The following is a 22,871-nucleotide window of genomic DNA, read 5'->3' on the forward strand; positions in this document are numbered from 1 at the left end:
CAGCGAATATTCTTTAACTTGTGGTGCAGACTACTCTAAGATAGTAACATATTTGCAAAGATGGGGGATTGGCATTGTTGCTGCAGACTGCTCTGCTGGTTATTGGCCTTTCAGCCCTGGGAGCGTTCCTGGCAGGAGTCTTGCTCCTGGTGCTGATCTTTTTTATAGGAAAACGGATGTTCCGCACCATCGTGCAGCGCCTTTTTGGCCTGGTGATCGACAGGCTGCTTCAAGACAAGTATCATGAGAATCTAATGGAACTCTGGAGTGCCGTTCGCCGAACCTCACTTCAGACCATATTGGAAATCAGCTTACGAGCCGAAAAAGGCGGCCTTATCGAGCGGCCTCTGGGGTCCCCAAAACGAATGCCACATTTTGATACATTGATGTTTGTTCCCGGTCAGATGGCCCGGCTGCCCAAAGAGGCAGACGTTCCCGTTGATATGAAAGTAACTCTTGGGCCTAAGGCCCAAAAACCTTTAACCATTGAAATTCCCCTAATGATAAGTGGTATGGGCTATGGCGTTGGTCTTAGTGAACAAGCTAAGCGGGCCTTGGCCAAGGCTGCCAAGCAGCTTCAGACAGCTACCAATTCCGGCGAGGGTCCTTATTTAGCGGAAGAACGGCAAGAGGCGGGAAAGTTTATTTGGCAAATCAGCAGAAGTCCGTGGGGACATACCCCGGAGGCTATTGCGGCTGCAGATATGCTTGAAGTGCAGATGGGCCAAGGGGCACGTATGGGCCCTTTTACTGTTGAACCGTCTGTTGTTAAAGGGAAAGCCCAAAGACTGATGGGAATTTCGCCTGTCGAATCTCTCGTTACATCCGCGGTTATACCGGGGATTCAGAGCCCTTGGGATTGGATGAAGTATGTGGAGGATTTAAGAGCTCAAGCGGGGGGGAAACCTATTGCCTTAAAGATTATGGCGACAGGCGCTATTGAAAGGGACTTAGCCGTTGCTTTGGAAGCGGGTTTTGATGTGATTGTCGTCGATGGAGCACAGGGTGGGGCTTCCGGTGCTTCCCCCATGATTTGCGATGATTTAGGAATCCCCAGCTTGCTCGGCTTAGTGCGGGCAGAGCGATTTTTAGTGGAACAGGGAGCCCGCAAAGAAGTGAGCTTAGTAGTCGCCGGCGGTTACGCTACCAGCGGAGAATGTTTGAAGGCCTTAACCCTGGGAGCCGATGCCGTATATTTGGGAACGGTCCCTTTGTTTGCTTTAGTTCATCGCCAAGTTCATAAGATTCTCCCTTGGGAGCCCTTAACTCAATTGGTTTGGTATGATTCCCCTTATAAAGATCGCCTGGATATTAATTTGGCCAGTCAAAGCGTTGCCAACGTTTTCAAGTCGATGGCTAAGGAGATGGAGGAAGGCGTGCGGGCTTTGGGGAAAACAGCATTGGCTGAGCTTGGTCCCAATGATCTGGTGGCCTTGGACGAATGGACGGCGAAAGTTACCGGCGTAAAACCTGCTTATACGTTTAAAGATTCATAAATTTTGACAATAGTCATCCGGCTGAGTATAATGTATTCAAATCAAATATTGGTTAAACTCGATGATTGTGAGGAATAGCATCAAGATACCGTCCAGAGAAAAAGACTATGAGCTGAGAGGTCTTTACGGAGAAGCGCTTGGGTCGCACAGGAGGGGCAGAGGGGAATGGAGTACTCTCTGACGGAAAACCCGTTAGACGAAACAATGAGTGTGAAACCGCCAAAACCTTTGAGGCTGTTTCACTAAATTAAGGTGGTACCACGATCGCTTTTCGTCCTTTATCAGGATGAAAAGCTTTTTTAATTCAATGCAGGAAGGAGTTTGGCACATTATGGATGAAAGTCTTAACAAAAATCCGGAAAAGATAGAAATGGCTAAGGCCTACGATTCAAGTCAAGTTGAGGGGAAATGGTATCAGTTTTGGGAGGAAAATGGATTTTTTCATTCGGAGGTTGATGAGAAGAAAAGCCCTTTTAGTATTGTCATGCCGCCGCCGAACGTTACAGGTGCTCTGCACTTAGGCCACGCTATGGATGGAACGATCCAGGACATCTTGACAAGGTATAAGCGCATGCGCGGCTTTAATACCCTTTGGCTGCCGGGGACAGATCATGCCGGGATTGCTACGCAGGCCAAAGTGGAAGCTCAGCTCGTCAAAGAAGGAACGAGCAGGGGGGAACTTGGACGCGAGAAATTTTTAGACCGGGTGTGGGAATGGAAAAATCAGTATGGCGGGCGGATTACCCAGCAACTGCGCCGCTTAGGCGCTTCCTGTGATTGGGAGCGGGAACGGTTTACCATGGACGAGGGCTGTTCCCAGGCAGTTCGCGAAGCCTTTGTAACCCTGTATCAAAAAGGGCTGATTTACCGGGGAAATTATATCGTCAATTGGTGCCCGAAATGCCACACCACGATTTCGGATATTGAAGTTGAACATGTGGACAGCGAAGGAAACTTGTATCATTTGCGTTATCCTGTAAAAGATAGTGATGAAACCTTAATCGTTGCCACGACGAGACCGGAGACGATGCTGGGAGACACAGCAGTGGCTGTTCACCCAGAGGATGAGCGCTATCAGCACTTGATCGGCAAAACCTTGATCCTGCCCTTGGTGGGACGAGAAATTCCGATTATCGCCGATGAGTATGTGGATCGGGAGTTTGGTACCGGTGCTGTGAAAATAACCCCGGCCCACGACCCTAACGATTTTGAAATCGGTCTGCGTCATCAGCTGCCGCAAATTGCCGTGATGGACAAAGAAGCCAAAATGAATGAGCAGGCCGGAAAATATCGAGGGCTAGACCGTTTTGAAGCCCGCAAAGTAATTGTCGAGGATCTCAAGGCCTTAGGCGTCCTAATCAAAATTGACGCCCATGCTCATGCTGTCGGGGAATGTTATCGCTGTGCTACAGTGATCGAACCCATGGTCAGCAAACAATGGTTTGTGAAAATGGAGCCTTTGGCTAAGCCGGCCATTGAGGTCATTAAGGACGGACGTTTAGGATTTGTGCCGGATCGTTTTGATAAGATCTATCTCGGGTGGATGGAAAATATTCGCGATTGGTGTATTTCCCGTCAACTGTGGTGGGGACACCGCATTCCGGTTTGGTATTGTGACGACTGCGGACAGGAGATCTGTGCGAAGGAAGACCCCACAAGCTGTCCTTCTTGCGGAGGAGTTCATCTCAAGCAAGATCCTGACGTCTTGGATACTTGGTTTTCCTCAGGACTCTGGCCGTTTTCCACTATGGGCTGGCCGGAAAAAACACCGGAACTGAAGCAGTTTTATCCGACGTCGGTGTTGGTAACCGGCAGGGATATTATCTTTTTCTGGGTCGCGCGGATGATCTTTATGGCTATGGAGTTCAGGAAAGAAGTGCCCTTCCCGAAAGTAATGATTCACGGCTTGGTTCTTGATTCTAAAGGGCGGAAAATGAGCAAATCCCTGGGTAACGGTGTTGACCCGATTGAAGTTATTGAACAGTATGGAGCCGATACTCTGCGCTTTATGCTGATTACCGGCAATACTCCGGGCAATGATCTGCGCTTTCATCCGGAACGATTGGAGGCAACCCGGAATTTCTGTAATAAGATCTGGAATGCTTCCCGCTTTGTGCTCATGAACTTGGAAGACTACGAGGCTGGGCCAAGGGGAGAGCTTACCCTGGCAGACCGCTGGATCTTGACCCGTTACGCCTCCCTGGTTGAGAAAACGACTGAAGCCTTGGAATCCTTCGATCTCGGTGAAGCCGGCCGAATTCTGTACGAATTTATTTGGAATGAATTCTGCGATTGGTATATTGAACTCAGCAAGCCCCGCCTTTATAACAAAGAAGATGTGCTTGCCCGTCATACCGCCCAATCTATTCTCCTGGAAGTCCTTGAAGGGACATTGCGTTTATTGCATCCCTTTATGCCTTTCTTGACCGAGGAAATTTGGCAGAACCTTCCCGTTGAGGGGGTCAGCATTATGATGCAGTCCTGGCCCGAGGCACCGGCTTATCATGAAGAAGATGCCGTGAGAAACATGACGCTTTTGATGGATGCTATTAAAGCCATCCGCAATATTCGAGCTGAAATGAAAGTCTCACCCGGACAGAAGGTGGAGATTCTGATTCTGGCCGCTGATTCCAGTCAGCGTCAGGTTTTGGAACGAGGAAAAGCAGATATCCTCAAGCTTGCCGGAGGAGCAAGTGTGGAACTGCTCGAAGCTGCGGCCGAAAAACCTTCCCAAGCGGCCAGTGCTGTCTTAGAGGGTGTGGAAATTTATCTCCCGCTCAAAGGACTCATGGATCTGGATAAGGAAGTGGCTCGTTTAGAGAAGGAGATCGCTCTCGTGGTTTCAGAACAGAACGTACTGGAAGTGAAGCTCAATAACCCAGGCTTTGTCGGCAAAGCGCCGGCAGCTGTTGTGGCCAAAGAACGGGAAAGAGCAGAAGGTTTAGCTGCCCGCAAAATTGCTTTAGAAGAACGTCTAAAGGAACTGCAGCAGAGTTAATAAGTTACAGGGGGAAAACGAGATGAAATCAATGGAACTTGAGCAAACGTATCAAGCGAGTCTTGATTACCTTGTCAACCTGACAACATTTGGGATGAACTTTGGTTTAGACAGAATCCGGGAACTTCTGAAACGGTTAGGCAACCCGGAAAAGAAACTGCGTGTCGTCCATGTGGGGGGGACCAATGGCAAAGGCTCAACGACGGTGATGATTGCCCGGATCTTACGGGAAGCAGGCTATAAGGTTGGTGTCTTTACGTCGCCTCATCTTCACGATTATCGTGAGCGTATGACCATCAACGGGCAAATGATTCCCAAAGAAACGATGATCCGGATCATTGCTGACCTTCGCCCCCATCTGGAGGCGATGGTAGCAGAAGGATTTGAGCATCCCACTGAATTTGAGGTGAGCACTGCTCTGGCACTTCGCTACTTTGCTCAAGAAGAAATTGATTATGCTCTCATAGAAGTTGGTTTAGGAGGGGCGATTGATTCGACCAATGTCGTAACCCCCTTGATTTCTGTGATTACCAATGTAGCTATGGATCATATGGATTATCTGGGCCCAGACCTGGTATCTATTGCCAAAGTAAAGGCTGGGATTATTAAACCGGAGTCTTTGGTGGTAACGGCTGCTCAAAACTCTGAGGTTATTCAAGTCCTGCGTGACACGGCGCAGGCCAATAGCGTTCCCATATACCTTGTCGGCGAGGATGTCAATTGGGAGAGCATTTGGAGCGGTGAGCTGGAACAGGAATTTGACCTGGTGGGCCTGCACTCGACGTATTATAAATTACGCCTGCACCTCATAGGCCTTCATCAGCTGCGCAATGCCGCAACAGCTGTAACTGTCTGTGAACTTTTGCAAAGCAACTACGGAGTAACAATCCCGCGAGAGGCTGTCTATGCGGGCTTGCGCAATGTCGAATGGCCCGGACGTCTGGAATTGCTTTCTCTTCAACCAAAAATCCTTTTGGATGGGGCTCATAATGTTGATGGGGCTCAAGCTTTGGCGGAAGCCCTGCCGCTTTATTCCCGGGAACGCCTCATCCTATGTTTCGGCATGCTGGCTGATAAGGAGCGGGAAAAGGTCGTGGATATGCTGGTGCCTATGGCCGAGGAGGTTATCGTCACCCGCCCCAATTCTCCGCGGGCCGGAGATTGGACGTCCCTGGGGAGACTGGCTGAAAAGCACGGCTGTCCTGTTCAATGTATCGAAGATCCCAAAGAGGCGGTTATTTATGCCCTCAGCCGTGTGGGTGAAAAGGACATGCTTTGTGTTACAGGTTCCCTTTATATGCTTGCCGATGCCCGTCAAGCTTTAATTGAGGAGTTAAAGAAACGATAACCTTCTCTTAACATAACAAAAGCTAATAGTCCTGATAAAAGTCACTTTTTTTAAAACTGTTTCGAAAAACTTAACATTTTTTTTACACAAACCCCCTGAGATTTGATACAATACTCCCTGGAATGACATGAAATAGGTTTGCGTTTTCTAGGGAGCTGAAAAAAATACGTTGGGGGTTATTTCGCATGTTCGGTTTGTCACCTAAAGAAGATAAATTCTATCTGCTTTTCACCCAAAGTACCCAAGTCGTTTCCAAGACCTTAAAGAGACTCCAGGATATTATGCAGCAAGACTCTGTATCCTCGGAAGATGCAGCTCAAATGCATCGGTTTGAACATGAAGCGGACAATATAACCAATCAAATCATGGAACGTCTTAATTCTACGTTTATCACACCTTTGGATCGAGAAGACATCTATAAACTCGCTCAAGTACTGGATGATATCGTTGATTTCGCTGAAGGTACTGTGGAACGCATGCTTCTCTACCGAACCGGAAAACCGTCCCTTGGCGCCCAAGAACTTGTTCATTTAGTAGAACTGGCAACACAGCAAATCCAATCGGCTTTCTCTTGTTTAGGTAATATTCATTTCAAAAAGACCATTATTCTAGCTGCAGCCGAGGAGATTTATCATCTAGAAAGCGCGGGAGATAAACTTTATCGCCAGGAAGTAGCTCGACTTTTTGAATTTGAGAAGGATCCCATTGAAATTATTAAGTGGAAAGAGATTCTTGAGCATATTGAAACGACGTTAGATCATTGTGAATCTATTGCCGATCTCCTTAAAAGTGTGGTTCTCAAATATGACTAATATTGGCGTATTATTAGTAGTAGTTGTCTTTTTAGCCTTATGCTTTGACTACATTAATGGATTCCATGATACAGCAAATGCTATTGCCACCAGCGTATCGACTCGGGCTTTGAGTCCGAAACATGCGGTTGTTTTAGCGGCCGCATTTAATCTGCTGGGAGCATTGGTCAGCACGGGAGTGGCCCAAACGATTGCCAAGGATATTGTTTCGCCCAAGTTAACGACCCAAGAGGTCATTATTGCTGCCTTGCTCAGCGCTATTACCTGGAATCTTGTAACGTGGTATTTAGGAATTCCCAGCAGCTCTTCCCACGCTATTGTCGGAGGTGTTGCCGGTGCTGCTGCCGCCAAAGCCGGCTTTGCCGTTCTACACTGGGATGGCTTAGGCAAGATCCTGGCAGCCTTGGTCTTTTCACCGATTATTGGTATGATTTTAGGATTTATCATTATGAAAATCTTAAATATGGCCTTTGGTAAATTATCACCGTCACGTGTCAATCACGGGTTCAAGAAAATGCAGGTCCTTTCCGCAGGCTTGTTGGCCTTTAATCATGGCTCCAATGATGCCCAAAAGTCCATGGGGATTATTACTATGACGCTCATTGCCACCGGAATTCAGGCTCAGACGGTTCTGGCACCTCCTCTTTGGGTTAAACTGGCCTGTGCTCTGGCCATGTCTCTGGGGACGGCTGCCGGTGGCTGGAAAATTATTCATACTATGGGCGGGAAAATTTTTAAACTGGAACCCATTAACGGCTTTGCTGCTGATCTGAGCTCATCAATTGTCATCTGGACAGCGACTGTATTTCCAAGTCTTCACCTTCCGGTTTCGACGACCCATGTTGTCTCCGGTTCTATTATGGGAGTCGGCAGTGCTAAAAGGGTTTCGGCTGTGCGTTGGGGCGTTGCTCAACAAATGCTGATTGCTTGGATTGTGACAATTCCCACAACTTCATTGATAGCTGCCCTATATTATCTCGTTGTTTCGAGAATTATGTAGGAGTGAAATTAAAGGAATAGCCCCCGCTTGGAGAAGTGAGGGTTTTAGATGGGGATAAAGAAGCTGAAGGGGCTGCCGTAAACTGTTAAGCGTTTGCGGCAGCCTCTTTTTGAATTTAGGAGTCTATTTTTCAGTTTTCCTACATATCTTCCGGTAGAAGGGTTGTCCGGACCTTACGGGAGGAGTAGAAGGATGAATCAATTTCAGCGGCTGCGTATTCTCACGTTGGTGCTCTTGGGGATGATGGCCCTGGGGTTGCTGACGTGGGGAATTGGAAAAGCCTATTTGGAACTCGTAGATCATTCAGCAAAGGTAAGGATTCCTCAAATCACATCTGACGGTCAAGCGAAAAATCAAGCAGACACCTTGGTTCTGCCCAAAGCGACCTTTTGGACCTGTCAAATTGGTGTTTTTCAGAGTGAAGAAAATGCTCAGTCCTGCCTTAAGCAGCTGCAGGAGTTAGCGAATGATGGCGGCATTATCAGCAGGGACCCTTGGATTGTTGCCATCGGTTTAGGCCACACGGCAAAGGAGTTAAGCGGCGTCAAAGAAGCTCTTGCTGCTAAGGGTATTCCTGCTGTGATTAAACAAGTTGAACTCCAAGAGCGATCGTTTCGTGTTATGGGGAATGGTTCGCGTCTAACGATAGAACTTCTTGCCAATGTTAATGCTCTCTTGCAGGAAGGAATCAGTTCTCAACGTTTAGCTCAGGAACAGCAGATATGGAATAGTCTGGCTGGAGAGCATTCCCCTTCACAATTAGTTCAGCTTCATAATCTCTATAATTTGCTTCGGGCGAAGAATGACCCACAAGATCAGCAGCTTTTAGGATTGTCTCTATATTTTGCTGCCACGAGGATTATAAATGCATTTTCTGGGAAATAATAACTATAAGATATAAGCAAAATTATAAAATATAAGCCAACTATAAACTATAAGCTAAAAAATGCTAAAGGGAGAGTATCAAGGGCGATGATTAATAGTCAGAAGATTATAAAATGGAACTATTTGCGTTTTTAGTTAATAGTGATATAATTAACATAACTATAATTTTATTATTATTATTATCCGATTAAGTTAATTTGATTTAAATATCAGATGAGAAATGAGGGAACTTATTGAAAACGCTTAAAATCCCAGAGGCTACTATTATTCGACTTTCAGTTTACTCACGACATCTGACAGACGTCGATAGAAAAGGAATAATTACTACCTCATCAGGGGATATCGCGGAAGGAGTGGGCGTCAGCCCCGCACAAGTCAGGAAAGACCTAGCGTACTTCGGAGAGTTTGGAACAAGGGGTGTAGGATATAACGTCAAAGATCTTCGTCAGCATATTTTGAGAATTCTTGGGTTAAGTGTTGATTGGAGCGTTGCTTTGGTCGGTGCCGGGCACTTAGGTTTGGCCTTAAGTTCATACAAAGGCTTTCGCGAGCGGGGGTTCATCATTACCAGTATTTTTGATTCAGATCCTGATAAGATTGGAACCAAAATCGGTGACGTTGAAATCTTACCAATTGACCACATTGAAGAAGTTACGAGACAAAATCAAACTCAGATCGGTATTATTGCCGTACCTTCATCTGTCGCTCAGGAAATTGCGGATAAACTCATTAAGGCCGGTGTGCAAGCAATCTTAAATTTTGCACCTGTCGTCTTGAATGTTCCGCCTGAGATTGAACTGAGGAATGTCGATCTTGCTGTTAATCTCGAAGTACTTACTTTTAACGTCGGCGCTCAACGATTTTAGAGTCATGCAGCAGCAACTCAGCTGCTAACTAATGAGTTCGGTCAAATACCTTTTACATAGGCATAGACCGTTCTCTTTGTTGTTTCTTTTTCTTTTTTAAGCTTCAGCAGATTATTCACGAGAACGGTTTATGCAAATAAAAAAATAATAAACTAAACAATTAAATAATCATGCTTGTTTTTTTAATAAAATAATTATACATAATTAAGAGCAATGATTATAAAATTTCTGCTGTTGTTTCGCAATTAATTATTGTTATGGAGAATGCACTGTTGTACATTAAGGTGTTTGTGTCATATAATAGACAACAAGAAGTGTGTTAAGGGTTCCGCTGAATATGGTCTGGACCGAGCGACACAGGTTGGAAAATACCCAACTACACCGTGTGGGACAAAAGCCCCGTGGAAGTTCTTAGGAACGGCTGCGGGTTTTTTGATACCATTTGGTATACTTTTTGGATTGCGGAGGGGAAAAATGAATCAAAACGAAGCTAAACGAAAAATTACAATCTACGATACAACTTTAAGAGATGGAGCACAGGGAGAAGGGATTCATTTTTCGACACAAGACAAGCTGAGTTATGTCAAGCGGATCGAAGAAATGGGCAGTCTCTATGTTGAAGCAGGATGGCCGGGAGCTAATCCCAGAGATGATAATTTCTTTCAGCTTATTAAGGAACAAGAGGTTCCTATGACACATATAGCTGCCTTTGGAAGTACCTGCAAAGTGAATGAAGCGCCGGAAAACAGTGAGATTTTACTTAAGCTGGTGGCTTCCGGAGCTAAAACGATTACTATTTTCGGAAAATCATGGGATCTGCATGTGCGAGATGTTTTGCGGACGAGCTTGGAGGAAAATCTGCGCCTGATCCGTGAATCTGTTTCCTTCTTAGTCAAACAAGGCCATGACGTCTTTTTTGATGCTGAACATTTTTTTGATGGGTTTAAGGAAAACCCGGACTATGCTCTGAAGTGTATTGAGATGGCTCTTCAAGCCGGAGCTTCCATAGCTGTCTTATGTGATACGAATGGCGGTTCTTTGCCGAAGGACATTGCCTTGGGAGTAGAAATGGTGAGACGTGAATTTGCTCCTCAAGAGTTAGGAATTCATGTTCATAATGACAGCGGCTTGGCAGTGGCTAACTCTCTGGTAGCCGTAGAGGCAGGAGTAACCCAGGTCCAGGGAACTTGGAACGGATATGGTGAACGCTGCGGAAATGCCAATTTAAGTACTTTAGTTCCTTTATTGCAAGTTAAGGGAAACTATGACGTCCTTTCGGACTCCGCCCTGCACAAGATTACTCCTTTTTCTCGCTTTGCCGCGGAGCTTTCCAATGCGCCCTTTGATGAGAAACAGCCCTACGTAGGCCGCAGTGCCTTTGCTCATAAAGCCGGAATGCATGTTGATGCGATTCTCAAGAATCATCGGACTTTTGAACACATGGACCCGGGCGAGGTAGGGAATGAACGGAGAATATTGATTTCTGACCAAGCGGGAAAAGCAAATATTTTCGAACGGCTTCGCCGTTTTGATCCGGATATTGTTAAAGAAGATCCCTTGGTGGAGAAGGCAATGCTCGAAATTAAGGATATGGAGAACAATGGGTTCCAGTTCGAGGCCGCTGAGGGCAGTCTTGATTTGCTGCTGGTCCGCACCTTAAATCGTTTTACGTCTCCCTTTGAAGTTTTAGATTATCATGTCTGGAGTGATCCGTTGCGCGGTGAGCTTGATTCGGTGGCCGTTGTGAAGGTTAAAGTCGGGGAACAGACCGTGCAAATTGCCGCCGAAGGCAACGGTCCTGTGAATGCATTGGATTCGGCGCTGCGTCAGGCTCTGGCAAGTTTCTTTCCGATTTTGGCGGAGAGTGAACTGGTGGATTATAAGGTTAGGGTCTTGGATGGTTCGCGAGGGACTGAGGCTATTGTTCGGGTTATTATTGATACGCGTTTGGGGCACGAGGTTTGGGGGACGATTGGGGTTTCCAATAATATTCTGAAAGCCAGTGCGCAGGCTTTGCTTGATGCGATTAATTGGACGATTTGGAAGTTTGATGAGGGGGCGCGCCGGGGGCGGGTTTAGGCGCTTATTGGGGTCATTTTATTCTGCCGAGGGTCGCATTATACTTGTTCGGCCATGCGGTCGTCGCGCCAAACTAGGGCTTTAAATTCTGATGCAAGCGGGCAGGGTACCCGGCCAAAGCGACATCCCTGTCGCATGGCCGGCGGGAAACGTCCTGTTTCCCGCCCCACTGATGAAAGAGAATTTAAAGCCGAGTTTGGCTGCGGCTCCCGCAGAGGCTTCACGCCGTATAATTGCGACCCTCTTGGCTTATTAAGAAGAGGGACGTTTGGTGGGTGTCCCTTTGGAGTTTGTGTTTGCATGTTTCTCAAGGTGAGGGTCGCATTATACTTGTTCAGCCATGCGGTCGTCGCGCCAAACTAGGGCTTTAAATTCTGATGCAAGCGGGTGGGGTGCCCGGCCTATGCGACATCCCTGTCGCAAGGCCGGCGGGAAACGTCCTGTTTCCCGCCCCACTGATGAAAGAGAATTTAAAGCCGAGTTTGGCTGCGGCTCCCGCAGAAGGCTTCACGCCGTATAATTGCGACCCTCTTGGCTTTGCTATTAACATTTCGTTAATGGTATATGGGCTGGACAGGTTGAATCGTATCATTTCCCGCCCCTATGATTTGCTCAGTTGTTTGTTCTGTTGATTGTAAGTAATTATTTTTAGGGGGAGCGTCAAACAAAGAATCATCGCCCGCTTTAGCCGCTGTTAATACTGTTGCTAAACCAAATAATGCATGAGATACCAGATACGAAAGATTACTATTAGCATCCTTTGGCTTAACTTTGTTATGAGCAAGGCCGCTAAGTGTAGCTGTTATCACCGACCCAAACGTAACTCCTAAAAAAATACCTTTGGCAACTAATTTGTCTCGACCATAAGTAGTTAACAGTTTAACGGCTGAAATTCCGCCGACCATACATAAGCCTATAGTCATTAATGTTCCGAGAAGTTGTCCTTGCCATTTTTCTGCTTGTCTACGAGAAGATACCCACACGCCAGCAGCTGTCGTTGCAAATGACCGTTGTGAAATTTTCGCTTTTGACGAGATATTATCAGTTACCATTAATGCTATTAAACCAACGATACCAGATAACATTCCAAGAAGAATTCTATCGTTTATTTTTTTCAATCTTATCACACTCCTTTTAGTTAGAGTTTCCAAGTTGGAAAATACGATACTGGAAATTTGTATTGAGTATTCGTCAAACAGCTATTTCCATAATCATTTCCCGGCTCCAAACGATTATCTAATCCTTAATTTATCATTTGTCTAGGGGTATTGGTCGTACAGGAATGTAATACGAGGTGTTTTAAATAATATGAGTCAAATAAAGTTTTCCAAGATAGAAACGAAAAGGTTAGAATTAAGGAAGTTTAAAGAAACTGATGCTGAGGTTTTTTTTCAGTATAGGACTAATCCCAAAGTTGCGCTATATCAAAGTGAATTATGGGTAGATTTCACAATTGAACAAGCGGTGGAATTCGTTAGAGAACAAAGTGATTTTGAACTTGGTATACCGGATAGTTGGTTTCAAATTGCAATTGAATTAAAGGATACAAGAAGTCTGGTAGGAGATTTAGCCATACATACATTACCGCAGGACGTGAATCAAGTAGAAATCGGATTTACATTAGGCCCAGAATATCAAAACAAAGGGTTCGGAATAGAGGCAGTCAGGAGCCTTTTGGGGTTTATATTTGACGCATGGAATAGGCATAGGGTCATTGCTATAACTGATGTGAGAAATAAGCGTTCCGTTAAATTGCTCGAAAAGATTGGAATGAGAAAAGAAGGCCATTTCATTAAAAATGCATGGAATAAAGGCGAATACACCGATGAATACTTATTTGCCCTTCTAAAAGAGGAATGGAAATAGTCGCAATTATTCTTCTTTGGGGCTGATGCTTTTGAATACTTCTGTATTTTCTTTCTAGGTTCACTGATAAGTCCCGCAAAATTGTTTATACTTTGTATAAACATATTTAAAGGGAAAAGGTGATACTATGGAAGCAATGGCACGGAAATGGGGAAATAGCATCGGCATAAGGATTCCGGCCTCAATGGCTAGTACAATAAAAATTAATGACAGGACTCCAATTGATATTGAACTTGATGGAGAAAAGATTATAATTACCAGAAAAAAATTCAACTTAGAAGACTTACTGGCCCGAATTCCTGACGAATATGAGGCGGAAGAGATTGATTGGGGAGATCCGGTGGGAGGAGAGATATGGTAAGGCAGTACGCACCGGAACGTGGTGATATAGTTTGGATTCAGTTAAATCCGCAGGCCGGTCATGAGCAGCAAGGAGCTGGGCCGGCCTTGGTTTTGTCTTTTAAGGAATATAATAGTAAGACTGGGATGGGAATTTTTTGTCTGATCACAAGCCGGGTGAAGGGATTCCCATTTGAAGTTAAACTCCCGGAGGATTTGGAGGTCAAAGGTGTTGTTTTGGCTGATCAGATTAAATCCCTGGACTGGAGAAGCAGAAACGTGAGCTTTATATGCAAAGTGCCGGAAGAAACGATTGAAGAGGTTATTCTTAAACTAGAGGCTATCATAACAAGGTGAGTTTGGGGTATTTGAATAGCACCGATAAACTCAAGCCCAATAGAGCTTGAGTTTATTATGTTATATAATGAGAGTTTAGCGAATCAATTAAAATAGAATTTAAAAGTGTCAGAATAAGAGAGAGGAATTTGGCCCAAAACATGAAAACGGGTTGCCATGAACCTGCCAAAATGTTTGTTATCGGACCAAGAACGATATTTATCCTGGTTAGGTGAAGGCATATAAAGCAAAAATTCCAGAAAGGCCTATTGACTATCCTTTGCAATGGAGGGTTTATACTGCTTACGAGGAGGTGAGGTCATTTATAAAATCGGTGAGTTTTCAAAAATTACAAATTTAACGGTTAAGACCTTGAGGTATTACGATGAACAGAATATCTTGAAGCCGTCTTACCGTGCAGAAAACGCTTATCGTTATTATGATAACAATGATTTTGAAAGAGCAAAGGTTGTTATTTTATTGCGTAATTTAGATTTTTCTATTTCGGAAATCAGAGATATCATTGCTAATTGTGATAGTCAGGATGATTTATCATATTATTTAGCTGAGAAGCAAGAAATGATTGCCGAACAGATCAATAAAGGAAAAGAACTGATTAATAAAATTGACCTTTACCTTCAGCCGAAAAAGATGGAGGTAGGTAGTATGAACTACAAAATTGAGTTAAAGGAATTCCAGGCACTGACAGTTGCAGCTATTCGATTTAAAGGAAAGTATAGCGATGTTGGTAAATATATTGGCATGATCTATCAAGAAGCTAAAGGAAAAGCTTCCGGAGACCCGTTTTGCTGCTATTACGATGACGAATTTAAGGAAGAGGCTGATATTGAACTTTGTGTTCCTACTAAAGGGATGGTGGCAGGAAAGAAGATTGTTGCAAAACAGTTGCCTAAAATACGAGCAATTAGCACTATGCATGTTGGAACTTATGAAACCTTGAATTTAGCTTACAAAGCTGTGTTGGATTACGCAAGAGAACACAGCCTTACGAGTATACTGCCTTCGAGAGAAATTTATCACAAAGGGCCAGGACTGGTTTTCAAAGGAAATCCCAATAAGTACGTTACGGAAATTGTGATTCCCATTGAACAGGAGGGTTAAACTATGGCTGATAAATTCGATTTCAAAAAAGAATATAAGGATTTGTATATGCCCAAACAAAAGCCTGTCCTAATTGACGTTCCAGTGATGAATTTTATTATGGTTGATGGTACGGGAGACCCGAATACTTCTGAAGAATATCAGGAAGCCTTGGAAATTCTTTATGGTTTAAGCTTCACCATTAAGATGAGTAAGATGAGCGGAAAGCAGCCTGCAGGATATTTTGAATATGTTGTACCGCCTTTGGAGGGACTTTGGTGGTTTCAGGACGATAGTTTTGATAGTACACAGTTAATAGATAAATCTAAATTTCAATGGACATCTATGATTCGTCAACCTGAATTTGTTACCGAAGAAGTTTTTGACTGGGCTGTTAGCGTGTTGAAACAGAAAAAGCCTAAGATTGATCCAACAAAGGCTCGTTTGGAATCTATGACGGAGGGACTCTGTGTACAAATGATGCATAACGGCCCCTATGATAGCGAACCGGTTACTCTTGGGCAAATGGAACAATTCCTTTTGGATAATGGATATAGATGTGCAATCTCCGATATACTCCCTTCCGGTCAAATTAGACGTCATCATGAAATCTATCTAAGTGACCCGCGAAAGACGACACCCGAAAAGTTGAAAACAGTATTAAGGCACCCAGTCAGAAAAATCTAGATTTATAGTTAATCAATATTAGAATTTCCATTCTTTTAAACTCGTGCGACAAGAAGTCCCTCACCTCTATGCGTTAGCGTAGGTGGTTGAGTATGTCACTGGAAGCTCTTTTCATAACCATTTTGATTATCGTGCAGTAAGAAGACTCCCATCCTCTATATAATGGAGCGCCTATAAGAAAGCTCGGATGAAGCGAAGCCCTACAGGATGTTGCTAGTTCAACGCCAGCCATGACTAAGGATGAGATTATAATTAGTATGAAAAACGCATAAATATAGTAAAAACTTACATAAAAGTGGTAAAAGCCGATATATTAATGGTAAATATTTCTTGTATAATACACTAGGAGCGAATAAAATTATGGCAAAGAGAGAACGGTATTTTTGGAAAAGAAGGAGGATGAAGAGGTTGGCAAACGTAAAAGCAGGAGCTGTCCAGGCAACTAGAGATCGGAAATTGCCCGAAAAATTAGGGATTTATGCTGAGTCTCTTTTACTATCGATGGATCGAAAAAAAGCTAATCGTATTCATAAGGCAAGGAGAGAGGCGGGAGAAGGAAAGACAGTTTCATTGCGCAGCCTCTAGGAAAATATGTACGATATCCAGGTTACAAGGGATGCTGAAAAGTATTTGAGATCCATCCCAAAGAAAATGAGAGAACGATTTAAAAGTCAATTGTTATTGCTCGAAAATTCCCCGAGAGAACAAGGTGAAGCCTTGGAGGGTGAATTTAACGGTCTGTATCGTATGAAGCTATTATAATAATGGGGTTCACTATCGAGCAATTTATGAAGTAAATGATGCCGTCGTTAAAGTTTTAGTTCTTCTCATTGATAAGAGAGAACATATTTACGAAAGAGCTAGACATAAAGCTTTTGCAAGAGCGTAAAAGAAGGGCGTTTAGGCTCTTCTTTTTAATTCTGACTAATTTGAATTACTATTAAATAAACTTCTTTCCACCCAAAACACCTTCAGAATCAATACCGTATAATTGCGCCCCGCTTGGCTAATAAGTAAAGGGAAGATTTTTTCGTTCTTTAACAGCTTGTTAGTTTTCCGTCGACAACCTTTTAGAATAGTTGTATAATGTATACAAAATACATTATGCTTACTTCGCTAAGGATTGGAGAGGTCATAGTATGCGTCAAGAAAAAGATTTAATAGGTGTTCATGATGTTCCGGATGATGTTTATTATGGGATTCAAACATTAAGAGCAACTGAAAATTTCCCCATTACGGGGTATCATCCTCATCGAGAATTGATTCGTGCTTTGGGCATGGTTAAAGGGGCGGCGGCTGAGGCTAATATGTTTGTTGGTTCTCTAAGTCCTGCCATAGGCAAAGTGATTGTTGAAGCTTCGAAGGAGCTTATTGACGGGAAGTTTGATGATCAGTTTGTTGTTGATGTGATTCAAGGGGGGGCCGGGACTTCTATAAATATGAACGCCAATGAAGTTATTGCCAATCGGGCGATAGAGCTTCTTGACGGTAAAAAGGGAGAGTACTTTAAAGTTCATCCCAATGTGCATGTTAACATGGCGCAAAGTACCAACGATGTTTTTCCTACAGCAATTCGGATTGCCAGTCTGAATGTGGCTACGGATTTGCTGAAGGCTTTGGATGAATTGCGCCAATCCCTGGAGAAGAAAGCTCAGGAATTTGACGGGATCATTAAAATGGGCAGAACTCATTTGCAGGATGCTGTGCCGATTCGTCTTGGTCAGGAGTTTTCAGCTTATGCTCATATGATGGGCCGCGATCTTCAGCGGATAAAGCAGGCGATGAAATCTCTTGAAGTGATTAATATGGGTGCTACTGCGGTAGGCACAGGTTTGAATGCGGACCCCAGGTATATTGAGAAGGTTACGGAACGTATTGTGGAATGGACAAACCTGCCAATGCGTATGGCCGATGATTTGGTTGATGCCACTCAGAACACGGATGCCTTTATGGAGGTTTCGGGAGCTCTGAAAACTTTGGCCGTCAATCTTTCTAAAGTGGCGAATGACTTGCGGTTGATGGCCTCAGGGCCGAGAACCGGTTTGAATGAGATTAATCTGCCCCCGATGCAGCCAGGGTCTTCGATCATGCCTGGGAAGGTAAACCCGGTAATGGCAGAAGTGGTTAACCAAGTTGCTTTTCAGGTTCAGGGGAATGATTTTACGATTGCCTTAGCTTGTGGAGCCGGTCAGCTTGAGCTGAATGTTATGGAGCCTGTCGTTGTGTTTAATTTGCTGCAATCCTTAGACATCTTGCGCAATGTGATGCGTGTTTTCCGTCAACGATGTGTGGAGGGGATTACGGCAAATGTCGAACGCTGCAGCTACATGGTGGAAAATAGTGTGGGAATTGTTACCGCGATTAACCCGCATGTAGGCTATGAAGTAGCTTCCGGTGTGGCCAAGGAAGCGATCATGAGCGGCAGACCAGTTCGGGATATTGTGCTGGAAAAGGGAGTTTTGACTTCTGAAGAGCTTGATATAATTTTACATCCTTATGAAATGACGAAACCCGGCATTGCGGGGGCGGAGTTGTTGGAGAGGAAATAGAGCGAGAATCGCGTCACACTTGTTCAGCCATGCGATCGCCGCGCCAAACTAGGGCTTTAAATCCTTGATGCAAGCGGGCAGGGTGCCCGGCCTATGCGACATCCTTGTCGCAAGGCCGGCGGGAAACGTCCTGTTTCCCGCCCTGCTGAAGAAAGGGAATTTAAAGCTGAGTTTGGCTGCGACTCGCGCAGAGGCTTCACGCGTTGTGATGCGAATCCTTAGCAAAAGATAGGCTATATGGACTATTTACACCTTCTATGCTATATTCTACAGTTGATGTAAGAATTTTGTTTAGGAGGAATCTTATTTGTCGGATAAACCATTACCTTGGCATAAAATGAATGCCGGAAAACAAAATAAAATTATCATCGGGGTGTGTGTCCTAATTGCATTGTGTGTCATAGGTGTTTCATACCTTTTGTTTCACTGATCAACAAGCTGTGGGTTAAGAAAGAACAATTGGAATTCGAAAGAAACAAGGGACGGTTCTTTACTGTATGAACTTAATTTTCATGCCGTAAAGAACCGTTCTTCATTTACTGATCAAAGTTTAGGTTTTGGTGGTTCCCCTTTACGTACATGCACGGGACATCATTTTGGTTGGAGACATCGTCATTGGTAAGCTTCAAGAGCCTGGAAAGGCTCTTTTCTATTTGAGGTATTTGAGGTGAAGCAGCCGATTACGGCTGCTTCAGTTAGCTGTTAATGAGTTTCTCCTTTAGACGTTCCTGTAGTTCTTGAGAGAAATTCACCCCGGCTTCATCTCCCAAGACTTTGAGGTACTTTGGCACAGAAACGTTGATTCGCATTGTTGTCATGTCATTTGCCTTGCGGTATTTGTCAAAGTCAATATCTACCCAGGTAACCATTTCATTAGGTTCATGTTCCGGCTCAACGCTGGAGGGTTCCGGAATTTTTTTGCCATCGTCTTGTTCAGTAATTCCCCAAAGTCCTATTGCATCACGAGCCATATAGATGGCTTCAGCAATATCCTTTCCCTGAGTGTTGATATCTAGATCTGGGACGGTTACAACGTAACCGATCTTTGCGGGAGTCAGAATAATCGGATATGCCATAATCATTTTATGCACTCCTTTTTTAGTAGTATCGAGGTTTATTTTAGCCCCCGTCGCTTAATAATCTTTTTTACTAATATATCATCAATTTCCGATTGTCTTGAGATCGGTTCATTATCCAAGCCGTTGGTGAAGATTGTATGGTCATGACCTTCTCTTTTGAAGTACCAGCCATTTTTCTCCAGAAGTTTAATCAAATTCTTTCTTTTCATCGCCTCACCTCTTGACTATATTATACACATTAAGTGTGTATATTCCAAGGGAGATGTTATATTATGGAAGTTAATTCGAAGATATTCTATTATAAAGATATAGGACGGTTTAAGAGTTGGAAACCCCTATCCAAAGTAAGGCATAAAGATTAAGAGGTTTTGAGGTGAACGATTGTATGGAGAATGATTTTTATTTCTTCAAAGGTGTTCTTTTTAGGCTTCAGGCAAGGGGTTGAACTTGCTTAGTCAGGGGGAAGATGCTAAACTTAGTGAGAAGTCATAGTTTAGGGATTTGTAGATAAAAAGACTGAATTTCTGAGATGGAAGGGGAAAAAACTATGGCGGTTGGGCGTAATTCTTCGGGGACAGGAAGAATGATATTGCTCATTTTGATAGGTGCTGCCCTGGGAACTCTAGTCGGCTTCGGCTTGGATAAATATGGCATTTTTGCGCCGTTTTTAAAGCCGGCCGTCATTGATTTTCCATCACATACTTACTTCGATTTCTTTTTTCTCTCTCTTTCTTTTGGTTTTCGTTTGAGTATTACCAGTGCTACCTTGATTGGTGCCCTGGGCGGATATATGTTATCAAGGAAGTGGTAAGGTGCTTGTACTTGCATCGACATCTCCCCGCAGAGCAATGCTGCTTCACGAGGCCGGCTTCTTATTTGAAACAGTTAAATCTACTGTTTCGGAAACGCTGCCTGTTGGAATGTTACCGAAGCCCGGGGTTAGAGAATTGGCAGAACGCAAAGCAAGAGCAGGTCTCAAGCAGTGGCTGGAACTTGGGGGAGACTCCTTGGATGTTGTGTTAGGTGCAGATACTATGGTTGTGTTAGATACTCGAATCTTGGGGAAACCGGCGAATCCGCAGGAAGCAGAAGAAATGCTGCACGACTTAAGCGGCCGCAAACACGCAGTGCTGACTGGTGTGGCTTTGCTCAATGGTTTGGGAAAATTAAAAATTGAGGTGATTGAAACCTCTGTGGTTTTTCGCCCGATTTCCACTGAGGAAATTAAAGATTATGTCAGCAGTGGGGAACCGATGGATAAAGCGGGTGCTTATGGAATTCAGGGGGGAGCTAAAAAGTTTGTCACAGCCGTCGAGGGATCGCTGACAAACGTTATTGGTCTTCCCATGGAATATCTAACGGAACAGTTGAAGGCGTGGGGGATTGAGCAGACAAATATCGCTTCACGCGGGGTGAATCATGGAGTATCGGCGTCTGAAAGATTTACCTGAGGAATTATTGCCTCGGGAAAGACTTTGCTTACTGGGACCTGAGGTGTTGTCCAATAGTGAAATTTTGGCAATCCTCTTGCGCACCGGTATTAAGGGGGAAAACGTTTTAACTCTGGCGGAGCGTATCTTAGCCGGGGTTGGCGGTCTTTCGGGGTTAGGAAAGCTTACCGTTCACGAATTAGCTCAAATTCACGGTTTAGGCAAGGCGAAGTCCGCTGAGCTGAAAGCTGCCCTTGAATTGGGACGCCGTTCGGTTTCTGTGGACCCAATGTCAAGGCCTACCGTCAATTCACCGCAGGATGTGGCCCATATTGTTATGGAAGAGATGCGCTATCTCGACAGGGAACATTTCCGAGTCGTCTCTCTTTCGACGAAAAATCATGTCTTGGGGATCAGTCCCGTTTCTATTGGTTCGCTGAATTCATCGTTGGTTCATCCGCGGGAATGTTTTAAAGAGGCTATTCGCAGAAATTCCAATGCCATTATTTTATTACATAATCATCCCAGCGGCGACCCAACACCTAGTAAGGAAGATATAGACGTTACCCGCCGTCTGGCCGACGGGGGAAAGATACTAGGGATTGAAGTTCTTGATCACGTAATTATTGGTGATAACCGTTATGTTAGTTTGAAAGAACGGGGAATCCTATAAAAGAACATCAGTGAAATCGTTCAGTTAAAGCTGAACATCGGGGCTTCAGATACAATAATGTCCAGTGGACATTATTGCCGAGCCGCCTTTCCCAATAGGAATACTTAGCGGCGAAGGAGGACCCACCCCCACTTATAGAAGTTGGGGGTCTTAAAAACTGGATAAATGAGACAAGCGAAATATACTCATAATTAATTAGCAATCAATTCTTAGGTTCGAAGAGAAGATTTGGTAGTTTAAGGGTTTAACGGGTATACTGTTTGTATATAGAGAGTGACTGGAAGGAGTTTTTAGAAACCATGTTTAGTATTTTCAGCCGGGATTTAGGGATTGACCTTGGGACAGCGAACTCATTAGTTCATTTAAAGGGAAAAGGGATTGTTGTACGTGAGCCTTCTGTTGTTGCGATGGATATTATGACGAAGACCCCGATGGCTGTAGGAGACAAGGCTAAAGAAATGATTGGCCGTACTCCCAGCAATATTGTTGCTATTCGTCCTCTTAAAGATGGGGTTATTTCGGATTTTAATATAACTCAGAAGATGCTGAAATACTTTATTAGCCGGGCACTTGGCACAGATCATCCGTTTATTCGTCCCAGGGTGGTAATCTGTGTGCCTTCCGGTGTAACTCCTGTTGAGGAACGGGCGGTTAAAGAAGCAGCTATGGCCGCCGGAGCGAAAGATCCAATGATTTTGGAAGAACCTATGGCAGCGGCTATTGGTGCCGGACTTCCCGTGAGTGAACCTACAGGCAACATGATTGTTGATATCGGTGGAGGAACGACGGAAGTTGCCGTCATTTCTTTGGGAGGTATTGTCACCAGCCGTTCCATTCGCGTTGCAGGCGATGAAATGGATGATGCAATTATTGCCCATATTAAGAGACGATACAATTTGACGGTAGGTTATCGGACTGCTGAATCATTAAAATTTGAAATTGGCTATGCCTACATGTCTGAACCGGGAAATTTCACCGTGCGCGGGCGTGACCTGTTGACCGGACTTCCCAAAACCATTGACGTTTCGGCGGAAGAAATCCAGGATGCGCTGCAGGAACCTGTCATGGCTATTGTCGATGCAGTGAAGTCGTGTTTAGAAAAAACTCCGCCGGAATTATCATCGGACATTATGGATCGTGGGATTATGATGGCGGGAGGAGGCTCATTGCTGCGCAATCTCGATCGGTTGATTTCAGATGAAACAGGAATTGCGGTGCACTTGGCGGAGGACCCTCTGTCCTGTGTTGTCCACGGGACAGGGCATGTCCTGGAACACTCTGATGTTCTGCGTAAAATAGCTGCCTCGCAAAAAAGCTAGGGATAGCG

23 protein-coding genes are annotated in these 22,871 nt (G+C 44.4%); 20 read left to right on the forward strand and 3 right to left on the reverse strand.

From position 1 onward, the window contains the following. Nucleotides 1-77 precede the first annotated feature (77 nt). The 8 genes from B5771_RS15560 (at nucleotide 78) to cimA (ending at nucleotide 11,484) form a co-directional block, all read left to right on the forward strand. The gene (locus B5771_RS15560) at nucleotides 78-1,496 is read left to right on the forward strand and encodes an FMN-binding glutamate synthase family protein (RefSeq protein ID WP_088188585.1); all 1,419 of its coding nucleotides are present in this window, start codon (nucleotides 78-80) and stop codon (nucleotides 1,494-1,496) included. A 331-nt stretch (nucleotides 1,497-1,827) separates the two neighbouring features. After that, entirely contained in the window at nucleotides 1,828-4,494 is a 2,667-nt protein-coding gene (locus tag B5771_RS15565) for a valine--tRNA ligase (RefSeq protein ID WP_088188586.1), read from the forward strand. 22 nt (nucleotides 4,495-4,516) lie between these two features. Continuing rightward, nucleotides 4,517-5,842 carry a folylpolyglutamate synthase/dihydrofolate synthase family protein gene (locus tag B5771_RS15570; protein WP_088188358.1) on the forward strand — a complete coding sequence of 442 codons (1,326 nt, stop codon included), beginning with the start codon at nucleotides 4,517-4,519 and terminating at the stop codon, nucleotides 5,840-5,842. Between the two features lie 185 nt (nucleotides 5,843-6,027). Continuing rightward, entirely contained in the window at nucleotides 6,028-6,654 is a 627-nt protein-coding gene (locus B5771_RS15575) for a DUF47 family protein (protein ID WP_047811503.1), read from the forward strand. Then, nucleotides 6,647-7,654, forward strand: a complete 1,008-nt coding sequence (locus B5771_RS15580) for an inorganic phosphate transporter (protein WP_088188359.1) — start codon at nucleotides 6,647-6,649, stop codon at nucleotides 7,652-7,654. Before B5771_RS15575 ends, B5771_RS15580 begins: the two co-directional genes overlap by 8 nt. Nucleotides 7,655-7,846: 192 nt before the next feature. After that, complete coding sequence (locus B5771_RS15585; RefSeq protein ID WP_088188360.1) at nucleotides 7,847-8,539, forward strand: sporulation protein; 693 nt, start codon at nucleotides 7,847-7,849, stop codon at nucleotides 8,537-8,539. Between the two features lie 233 nt (nucleotides 8,540-8,772). Beyond that, nucleotides 8,773-9,405 carry a redox-sensing transcriptional repressor Rex gene (locus tag B5771_RS15590; RefSeq protein WP_088188361.1) on the forward strand — a complete coding sequence of 211 codons (633 nt, stop codon included), beginning with the start codon at nucleotides 8,773-8,775 and terminating at the stop codon, nucleotides 9,403-9,405. 474 nt (nucleotides 9,406-9,879) lie between these two features. Beyond that, the gene (cimA, locus tag B5771_RS15595) at nucleotides 9,880-11,484 is read left to right on the forward strand and encodes a citramalate synthase (RefSeq protein ID WP_088188362.1); all 1,605 of its coding nucleotides are present in this window, start codon (nucleotides 9,880-9,882) and stop codon (nucleotides 11,482-11,484) included. Nucleotides 11,485-12,038: 554 nt separating this feature from the next. Here cimA and B5771_RS15600 read toward each other — a convergent pair. Further along, nucleotides 12,039-12,602: a hypothetical protein gene (locus tag B5771_RS15600; RefSeq protein WP_088188363.1), complete on the reverse strand. Its 564-nt coding sequence runs from the start codon at nucleotides 12,600-12,602 to the stop codon at nucleotides 12,039-12,041. A 190-nt stretch (nucleotides 12,603-12,792) separates the two neighbouring features. Here B5771_RS15600 and B5771_RS15605 point away from each other — a divergent pair, with 190 nt between their 5' ends. The 8 genes from B5771_RS15605 to B5771_RS25090 all read left to right on the forward strand — a co-directional run bounded on the left by B5771_RS15605 (nucleotide 12,793) and on the right by B5771_RS25090 (nucleotide 18,584). Continuing rightward, nucleotides 12,793-13,350, forward strand: coding sequence for a GNAT family protein (locus B5771_RS15605; RefSeq protein ID WP_088188364.1), 558 nt, complete (start codon nucleotides 12,793-12,795; stop codon nucleotides 13,348-13,350). Between the two features lie 127 nt (nucleotides 13,351-13,477). Beyond that, nucleotides 13,478-13,711: an AbrB/MazE/SpoVT family DNA-binding domain-containing protein gene (locus tag B5771_RS15610; RefSeq protein WP_088188365.1), complete on the forward strand. Its 234-nt coding sequence runs from the start codon at nucleotides 13,478-13,480 to the stop codon at nucleotides 13,709-13,711. Continuing rightward, nucleotides 13,705-14,046 carry a type II toxin-antitoxin system PemK/MazF family toxin gene (locus tag B5771_RS15615; RefSeq protein ID WP_088188366.1) on the forward strand — a complete coding sequence of 114 codons (342 nt, stop codon included), beginning with the start codon at nucleotides 13,705-13,707 and terminating at the stop codon, nucleotides 14,044-14,046. The genes B5771_RS15610 and B5771_RS15615 overlap by 7 nt, the downstream gene beginning before the upstream one ends. 264 nt (nucleotides 14,047-14,310) lie before the next feature. Next, nucleotides 14,311-15,147 (forward strand): MerR family transcriptional regulator, encoded by an 837-nt coding sequence (locus tag B5771_RS15620; RefSeq protein ID WP_242966859.1) that lies wholly within the window; start codon nucleotides 14,311-14,313, stop codon nucleotides 15,145-15,147. Nucleotides 15,148-15,150: 3 nt separating this feature from the next. Then, nucleotides 15,151-15,813, forward strand: coding sequence for a GyrI-like domain-containing protein (locus B5771_RS15625; protein WP_088188367.1), 663 nt, complete (start codon nucleotides 15,151-15,153; stop codon nucleotides 15,811-15,813). A 408-nt stretch (nucleotides 15,814-16,221) separates the two neighbouring features. Next, entirely contained in the window at nucleotides 16,222-16,398 is a 177-nt protein-coding gene (locus B5771_RS24355; RefSeq protein ID WP_172408288.1) for a hypothetical protein, read from the forward strand. A gap of 554 nt (nucleotides 16,399-16,952) precedes the next feature. Further along, nucleotides 16,953-18,362, forward strand: coding sequence for an aspartate ammonia-lyase (gene aspA, locus B5771_RS15630; RefSeq protein WP_047810034.1), 1,410 nt, complete (start codon nucleotides 16,953-16,955; stop codon nucleotides 18,360-18,362). Nucleotides 18,363-18,455: 93 nt separating this feature from the next. Further along, nucleotides 18,456-18,584, forward strand: a complete 129-nt coding sequence (locus B5771_RS25090; protein ID WP_282433349.1) for a hypothetical protein — start codon at nucleotides 18,456-18,458, stop codon at nucleotides 18,582-18,584. A 473-nt stretch (nucleotides 18,585-19,057) separates the two neighbouring features. On the opposite strand, the gene B5771_RS15635 is transcribed toward B5771_RS25090, so the two are convergent. Continuing rightward, complete coding sequence (locus tag B5771_RS15635) at nucleotides 19,058-19,444, reverse strand: type II toxin-antitoxin system HicB family antitoxin (protein WP_088188368.1); 387 nt, start codon at nucleotides 19,442-19,444, stop codon at nucleotides 19,058-19,060. A gap of 32 nt (nucleotides 19,445-19,476) precedes the next feature. After that, the gene (locus B5771_RS15640; protein ID WP_088188369.1) at nucleotides 19,477-19,650 is read right to left on the reverse strand and encodes a type II toxin-antitoxin system HicA family toxin; all 174 of its coding nucleotides are present in this window, start codon (nucleotides 19,648-19,650) and stop codon (nucleotides 19,477-19,479) included. Between the two features lie 338 nt (nucleotides 19,651-19,988). Between B5771_RS15640 and B5771_RS15645 the strand changes: the two genes are divergently transcribed. From B5771_RS15645 to B5771_RS15660, 4 genes are all read left to right on the forward strand, one after another. After that, nucleotides 19,989-20,252 (forward strand): hypothetical protein, encoded by a 264-nt coding sequence (locus B5771_RS15645; RefSeq protein WP_047810033.1) that lies wholly within the window; start codon nucleotides 19,989-19,991, stop codon nucleotides 20,250-20,252. 1 nt (nucleotide 20,253) lies between these two features. Continuing rightward, complete coding sequence (locus tag B5771_RS15650; RefSeq protein ID WP_088188370.1) at nucleotides 20,254-20,892, forward strand: Maf family protein; 639 nt, start codon at nucleotides 20,254-20,256, stop codon at nucleotides 20,890-20,892. Continuing rightward, complete coding sequence (radC, locus tag B5771_RS15655) at nucleotides 20,861-21,544, forward strand: DNA repair protein RadC (RefSeq protein ID WP_047810031.1); 684 nt, start codon at nucleotides 20,861-20,863, stop codon at nucleotides 21,542-21,544. The genes B5771_RS15650 and radC overlap by 32 nt, the downstream gene beginning before the upstream one ends. A 299-nt stretch (nucleotides 21,545-21,843) precedes the next feature. Next, the gene (locus tag B5771_RS15660; protein ID WP_088188371.1) at nucleotides 21,844-22,863 is read left to right on the forward strand and encodes a rod shape-determining protein; all 1,020 of its coding nucleotides are present in this window, start codon (nucleotides 21,844-21,846) and stop codon (nucleotides 22,861-22,863) included. Nucleotides 22,864-22,871: the final 8 nt, after the last annotated feature.

Source organism: Desulfosporosinus sp. FKA (assembly GCF_002196785.1).
Taxonomy (GTDB): Bacteria; Bacillota; Desulfitobacteriia; order Desulfitobacteriales; family Desulfitobacteriaceae; genus Desulfosporosinus; species Desulfosporosinus acididurans.

Excerpts from the sequence above, each read along its gene's own strand:
- B5771_RS15565 (WP_088188586.1), top strand. The coding sequence starts at position 1,828 with ATGGATGAAAGTCTTAACAAAAATCCGGAAAAGATAGAAATGGCTAAG.
- B5771_RS15570 (WP_088188358.1), top strand. The coding sequence starts at position 4,517 with ATGAAATCAATGGAACTTGAGCAAACGTATCAAGCGAGTCTTGATTAC.
- B5771_RS15575 (WP_047811503.1), top strand. The coding sequence starts at position 6,028 with ATGTTCGGTTTGTCACCTAAAGAAGATAAATTCTATCTGCTTTTCACC.
- B5771_RS15580 (WP_088188359.1), top strand. The coding sequence starts at position 6,647 with ATGACTAATATTGGCGTATTATTAGTAGTAGTTGTCTTTTTAGCCTTA.
- B5771_RS15585 (WP_088188360.1), top strand. The coding sequence starts at position 7,847 with ATGAATCAATTTCAGCGGCTGCGTATTCTCACGTTGGTGCTCTTGGGG.
- cimA (WP_088188362.1), top strand. The coding sequence starts at position 9,880 with ATGAATCAAAACGAAGCTAAACGAAAAATTACAATCTACGATACAACT.
- B5771_RS15605 (WP_088188364.1), top strand. The coding sequence starts at position 12,793 with ATGAGTCAAATAAAGTTTTCCAAGATAGAAACGAAAAGGTTAGAATTA.
- B5771_RS15610 (WP_088188365.1), top strand. The coding sequence starts at position 13,478 with ATGGAAGCAATGGCACGGAAATGGGGAAATAGCATCGGCATAAGGATT.
- B5771_RS15615 (WP_088188366.1), top strand. The coding sequence starts at position 13,705 with ATGGTAAGGCAGTACGCACCGGAACGTGGTGATATAGTTTGGATTCAG.
- B5771_RS15620 (WP_242966859.1), top strand. The coding sequence starts at position 14,311 with ATGGAGGGTTTATACTGCTTACGAGGAGGTGAGGTCATTTATAAAATC.
- B5771_RS15625 (WP_088188367.1), top strand. The coding sequence starts at position 15,151 with ATGGCTGATAAATTCGATTTCAAAAAAGAATATAAGGATTTGTATATG.
- aspA (WP_047810034.1), top strand. The coding sequence starts at position 16,953 with ATGCGTCAAGAAAAAGATTTAATAGGTGTTCATGATGTTCCGGATGAT.
- B5771_RS25090 (WP_282433349.1), top strand. The coding sequence starts at position 18,456 with ATGCGACATCCTTGTCGCAAGGCCGGCGGGAAACGTCCTGTTTCCCGC.
- B5771_RS15635 (WP_088188368.1), bottom strand. The coding sequence starts at position 19,444 with ATGATTATGGCATATCCGATTATTCTGACTCCCGCAAAGATCGGTTAC.
- B5771_RS15640 (WP_088188369.1), bottom strand. The coding sequence starts at position 19,650 with ATGAAAAGAAAGAATTTGATTAAACTTCTGGAGAAAAATGGCTGGTAC.
- B5771_RS15645 (WP_047810033.1), top strand. The coding sequence starts at position 19,989 with ATGGCGGTTGGGCGTAATTCTTCGGGGACAGGAAGAATGATATTGCTC.
- radC (WP_047810031.1), top strand. The coding sequence starts at position 20,861 with ATGGAGTATCGGCGTCTGAAAGATTTACCTGAGGAATTATTGCCTCGG.
- B5771_RS15660 (WP_088188371.1), top strand. The coding sequence starts at position 21,844 with ATGTTTAGTATTTTCAGCCGGGATTTAGGGATTGACCTTGGGACAGCG.